The sequence below is a fragment of the Pontibacter rugosus genome, from assembly GCF_042678745.1.
In the GTDB taxonomy this organism is placed as follows: domain Bacteria; phylum Bacteroidota; class Bacteroidia; order Cytophagales; family Hymenobacteraceae; genus Pontibacter; species Pontibacter rugosus.
Genome location: NZ_JBHTLD010000266.1, coordinates 1 through 5,473 on the forward strand (window position 1 = coordinate 1; position 5,473 = coordinate 5,473).

A 5,473-nucleotide genomic window follows, 5' to 3' on the forward strand; every position below is an offset into this window, starting at 1 on the left:
GCTATATAGACAGTAGTGTTGAAGGCAGGAGTACATTAGATTTTACTCTTCTTCCACTCCATGCATTTTACTAACGCTAAAAGCTTATAACTTTAAATTTTGAATGAAAGTCTCACGTTTCAGGTTCAGTATTCAAACAAGATCATTATAAATGAACGTTTGCTTTAATGGTAAAAGCTTAAAATGAAGAAAAGCGGAACACATACACAGCATATGAGGCCTGATGAGGAGGGTTTGCCTTTGCTTAATATTTTTGAATCTCTTCCTGGGCTGATACTTTTGCTATCTCCCTCCTTTGTAATAAAAGCTGTTACAAATGCTTATTTGCAGGAGACGCTAACTAAGCGAGAAGGTGTTATAGGCAAGTATGTTTTTGATGCTTTCCCAGAAAACCCTAACAGACCAGAAGCTGCATCTACTCTAAATTTGACTGCTTCTTTACAGATGGTTCTGTCTTCAGCCAAGCCGCACAAGATGGATATAATCCAGTACGATATTCCTGACCCTCACAACCCGGGCGGTTTTATAGAACGCTACTGGAGTTCCTTCAATACTCCTGTGCTTAACGAACAGGGAGAGGTGATTTATATTATACACGAGACGGTAAATGTATCGGAGGAAATAAAGGCTAAGCACCTGTTGGAGCAAAGCCAAAAAAGAGAACGAGATGCGCTGGCGCAGGCTGAGCAGCAGCGCCTACGTCTGGAACGCCTTTTTGAACAGGCACCTGCGGCTTGTGCCATGCTGGAAGGCCCTGATCTTGAATTCAAATTTATAAATAAATCTTACCAACAGCTCTTTCCTGGTCGTGAGTTGCTAAACCTGCCGCTATTCGAGGCGCTTCCTGAGCTAAGGGAGCAGCCGGTATATAAAATCGTGCAAAACGTGGTTACAACCGGAGAAACATTTGAAGGGAAAGAAGTCTTAATTCCTGTAGCCAGATATGCAGGGCAGCCTGTGGAGGATATCTATTGGAACTTCATCTATCAAGCGCTCTATAATGCCAATGGTGAAATCAGTGGCATGCTCATTTTTGCGCTCGATGTAACTGAATTTGTAGAGGCCCGCCGCCAGGTAGAGAAAGGTGCAGCGTCGCTCCAAACTTTAAATGTAGAATTAGAGGAACGGGTAAAAAGCAGAACCAAGGATCTGCAACTGGCACAGACGCAAGCGCTTATCCAAAAGCAGCAGTTAGTTGATCTTTTCATGCAGGCTCCAGCAGCTATTACTATACTTGATGGGCCTGATTTTGTATTCCAGTTGGTCAACCCTGTTTACCAGCAAATATTCCCTGGCAGGGAACTTCAGGGGAAGCCATTACGCAGAGCGCTTCCTGAAGTGAAAGACACGATCATACCTGCTCTATTGGAAAATGTGTACCGCACAGGGGAGACGTACGTAGCCAGTGAAATGCCCCTGATGATGGCCCGTTATGAGGGTGCTCCATTAGAAGAAATTTTCTGGTCCTTCACGTATCTGGCCAGGCGAGACGGGGAGGGGGCAGTAGACGGTATACTGGTTTATGCACACGATGTAACTCGTCAAGTGGAAGACAGAAGGTCTATAGAGTCCATTGCACAGCAGTTGCAGCATATCACTGATTCACTGCCTGTTCTTATTAGTTATGTAGACAGGCAGAAGATCTACCGTTTTGCCAATAAGGCTTACTATGCGTGGTTTGATTTGAAGGGTGAAACGTTAATAGGGAAACCTATAGCCGAGGTGATAGGAGAAAAAGCCTACGAAGCCGTAGAAGGATATTTCAATAAGGCATTAGCCGGAGAAAGGGTTAATTTCGAGGCAACTATGCCTTTTAAAGAAGGATTGAAAGATGTCCGCACTAGTTTTGTGCCTGACTTCCGCGAAGGCAAGGTTGTGGGATTCTATTCGCTCGTGATGGATGTATCCGAACAGGTGGCATCCAGAAGAGCCTTGGAGAAAAGTGAAAAAGAAGCAAAAGGTAACGCAAAAGAGCTGGTGGCGGTAAATAGGCAGCTAACGCATATCAATGCGGATCTGGATAATTTTATCTACACCGCATCACATGATTTAAAGGCCCCGATCTCAAATATTGAAATGCTTATGGAGGAGCTGCTCCTGGAACTTCCGGTAGAAAGTGAGGAGCAAGGTGAGCTAAATAAGATCATTGAAATGATGCAGGGTTCAATCGTTCGTTTCAAGAAGACAATTGATAGTCTGACCCAGATTTCAAAGCTTCAGAAAGATGGTCCTGGCTTAGAGGAGAAAGTAAATCTTGAGGCGGTGATTTATGAAGTAAAGCTAGACCTGGAACAAACTATTTTAAAGTCTGGAGCACAAATAGAAGTTTCCATCATAGATAGTAATACAGTTACTTTTTCTGAAAAAAACCTGCGCAGCATTGTTTATAATCTTCTTTCAAACGCAATTAAATACAGGCATCCGGATAGAGTATTATCTGTGAGAATCAGTTGCCACCAAGAAGGCGACTACACAGTACTACAGGTTAAGGACAATGGATTAGGCCTAAGTTCTAAACAGCAAGGCAAGTTATTTACCATGTTCAGGCGCTTCCACGACCATGTGGAAGGGTCTGGCGTAGGGCTTTATATGGTTAAAAAAATAGTGGATAATGCAGGTGGGAAAATAGAGGTGCAAAGTACGGCTGGGGTTGGTACTACCTTCAGTATATATTTAAATTAGCACTTTCAGAAAGTTTGTAAAGCCTTTTCAGGAAATAGGGGGAGAGAGAGCGGGAGCCTTTCTACAGTAGCACTGTTTCTATACTATCTTCTGGTTTGCTAAGTATATTATAAAACAAGGGAAGACTCCACATCTACAGGTGTCTTCCCTTGTTTTATATATTGCCTACCATGTATTTCTAAATTTGAAAAGCAATGGCTCAACTATAAAAATTGATTTGCATGGTTTAAACGGATGCTATAAACCACTCATTTTTGCGCCTGAATGATCTCATACTGTATAGGCTTAAAGCTGTAGTTGTTGGACTGCTCTGCTGAACACGCCGTGAGGGCTACAATTAAATCCATTTTTGCTTCGAGCAGTACATAGTCACCGGCTTTGCTTGTGGGCGGAGCTACGGTAAGCTTGCCATCTGCTGCGAACTGCACATTCATGAAGATATTGAAGGCGGTTGGCACGTCATCAGGCGCTATGCCAAATTTTTCCAGGTTGGTATAAAGGTTCTCGAAACAACTGGGATGGTATTCTGGGTTCTGATACATAATCTGGAAAGTTTCAGGACTGCAGGGAGCCAATAGAAAATCGTTACGGCCGTTGGTGTCTTCCAGTATCTCCATCATCTTATGGCTGCGGTTGCTCCATAGGTGGTGTCCCTTGGTGATGAGAATGGTTTCCTCAAAATCTAATGTCTTCCCAGAGGAAAGTTTCTCGCGTTTGTCTTCGGCGTTGAAGAGCACCATGTCGCTTACCTGCTCGCCCTGTGGGTCAATCACCTTCAGCTTATCACCTTTATTCAGCTTAAATGCTGCACCTGTTTGCTTTGCAATTGTTTCTGTCATTGCTATCAATATTTGCTTCTTAAGTAGTTTTATAGTTTGCCTGCCAGGAAAGGGCATTTCCAACTTTCGTCTACGTGGCGTCCGCTGTACTGCGGTGCCTCCAGCCCCTCGTCAAAGTCTTTCAGCATGGGGTTTATACTTCCGTCGTAAGCAACTTCTCGGTCACGGATTACCTTCTTCATATTTTCGTAGACACCTTTCTCACGCAGCTGCTCAAACTGCCGGTGTAGGTTAAAGGCCAAGGCCGTGTAGCCTAGCCTTCTGGCTTTTCTGCTGGAGTTTGGGTGCAGGCCCACTACAAAGAAGGCAGTGCCATTATAGCTGAAACTAAAATTTGTGTCTGCTGGGTTACTGCTCACTTCAGGGTCCCAAGGTTTGGAACTGTTGTCGCTGTTATGCAGCAACTGCAGCTGTGCCCACAATTTATTTTCAAACCCAAGTTCATCTGCTGCCTCTTCATCCTTAAAGATGGCTACCAATGTCATGTATTCGCTGTCTGATGCTAGTGTCTCCTTTATGTAATGCCTCAGGTCGAGTCCTAAACGCTCAGTGGTTTCATCTGTTGCCATAGCGTTATACATACCTATCCGAAGCTGTTTTGAGTTCAGTGCGGCTTTGGCACCCACACAAGGATACTCCACATCGCCCACCTTATCAGTAAGGCTATAAAGGACTTCTTTTAACTGTAAACTTTCGCTTTGTTCAATTTCTTCCGCTGTAAAATATGTCTTGGTGCTCATTTTAGTTTTTAAAGATCCGAGAATGGTACTATTCCACTCAAATTTATTTCTGCTACTGTTGATAGATACTGTGTTATATTTTAATAAGGGAGAGTAGCAGGTTCTAATACTAGCAGCTTATACTCTTTTTGTCTCAAAAAGGTGCTCTTTAATTTGTTGATTCTATCAGGCAATTGTTAAGTGATAACAGGTAGTATGCGAATCGTTTGCATACCTACCAAGATCACCTTCTGTAATCTGTAAGGGCATTTTTGTAGTAGAATTATCTGATATTTTAAACTCTAATTGCTTATGTTTAGTGAACTCAGCAGCTGAAGTTCTGAAATATTAGATTCAACAGTCGAACTTGCACAACTTCTAATACCACCTTGTTTTCAAATTGATTTACTAGCTTTACTGCTAAGGTTTATACAGTTTATTATGATGAAGTGCCTCCTTGTTGAAGATGATGATCGTGTTGCCTCATTTATTGAGGAAGGTTTAACTGACAAAAGTTTTCAGGTAGATCGAGTGGCAGATGGTTTTGAAGCTGTTAGCAAGATCAGCAACAACGAGTATGATGTTGTGATACTGGACATCATGCTGCCGGGCCTGGACGGTTTCGAAATTTGTAAGATTACCCGTAAGCGTAACATTGCCTCCATCATTATCATTTTAAGTGCCTTAGGCGACCCCGAGGAAAAAGTAAAAGGATTGGAGGCTGGTGCGGATGATTTTATGTCAAAGCCTTTTCATTTTAAAGAACTTCTCGCTCGAATAAATGCACACATCAGAAGAAAGCAGTTAGAGCAGGGAATTTTCGAGGCTGACAAGTATGCTGACCTTGAAGTAAACGTAGAACAGAATGTTATAAAGAGAGCAGGTAAAGAAATCACCTTAACACCAAGAGAATTTAACCTGTTGCTTTACTTGATACGAAACCGGGAAAAGGTGCTGTCGCGGGTAGAGATAGCTCAGGCAGTGTGGGATATTCATTTCAGCTCTAATACCAATGTGGTGGATGTATATATCAACTACCTGCGTAATAAAATAGACAAAGATTTCTCTTTTAAGTTGATACACACCATAAAGGGGCGTGGCTATATGCTGGCTCAGAAATCAGATGAATCTTAAACAAAAACTTGCCTTACGATCTACTCTGGTTTGTGCCATCACGCTGCTGCTTGTTCTTGGAAGCACCCTCTACTTTTACAGTAGTTATACCCTTAATGC

At 42.7% G+C, this 5,473-nt stretch carries 4 protein-coding genes; 2 read left to right on the forward strand and 2 right to left on the reverse strand.

What is annotated here, in order from left to right; all coding sequences use genetic code 11:
- Positions 1-183 precede the first annotated feature (183 nt).
- Positions 184-2,682, forward strand: a complete 2,499-nt coding sequence (locus ACFQ2O_RS19425; RefSeq protein WP_377531920.1) for a PAS domain-containing protein — start codon at positions 184-186, stop codon at positions 2,680-2,682.
- A gap of 248 nt (positions 2,683-2,930) precedes the next feature.
- Here the strand turns inward: ACFQ2O_RS19425 and ACFQ2O_RS19430 are convergent, their stop codons facing one another.
- Positions 2,931-3,521: a DUF1989 domain-containing protein gene (locus ACFQ2O_RS19430; protein WP_377531922.1), complete on the reverse strand. Its 591-nt coding sequence runs from the start codon at positions 3,519-3,521 to the stop codon at positions 2,931-2,933.
- Between the two features lie 29 nt (positions 3,522-3,550).
- Positions 3,551-4,261, reverse strand: coding sequence for a guanitoxin biosynthesis heme-dependent pre-guanitoxin N-hydroxylase GntA (gntA, locus tag ACFQ2O_RS19435; RefSeq protein WP_377531925.1), 711 nt, complete (start codon positions 4,259-4,261; stop codon positions 3,551-3,553).
- A gap of 420 nt (positions 4,262-4,681) precedes the next feature.
- Here gntA and ACFQ2O_RS19440 point away from each other — a divergent pair, with 420 nt between their 5' ends.
- The gene (locus ACFQ2O_RS19440; RefSeq protein ID WP_377531927.1) at positions 4,682-5,374 is read left to right on the forward strand and encodes a response regulator transcription factor; all 693 of its coding nucleotides are present in this window, start codon (positions 4,682-4,684) and stop codon (positions 5,372-5,374) included.
- Positions 5,375-5,473 lie beyond the last annotated feature (99 nt).

Bases quoted from the DNA above. Each gene is read 5' to 3' on its own strand.
- ACFQ2O_RS19425 (WP_377531920.1), top strand. From the start codon at position 184: ATGAAGAAAAGCGGAACACATACACAGCATATGAGGCCTGATGAGGAG.
- ACFQ2O_RS19430 (WP_377531922.1), bottom strand. From the start codon at position 3,521: ATGACAGAAACAATTGCAAAGCAAACAGGTGCAGCATTTAAGCTGAAT.
- gntA (WP_377531925.1), bottom strand. From the start codon at position 4,261: ATGAGCACCAAGACATATTTTACAGCGGAAGAAATTGAACAAAGCGAA.
- ACFQ2O_RS19440 (WP_377531927.1), top strand. From the start codon at position 4,682: ATGATGAAGTGCCTCCTTGTTGAAGATGATGATCGTGTTGCCTCATTT.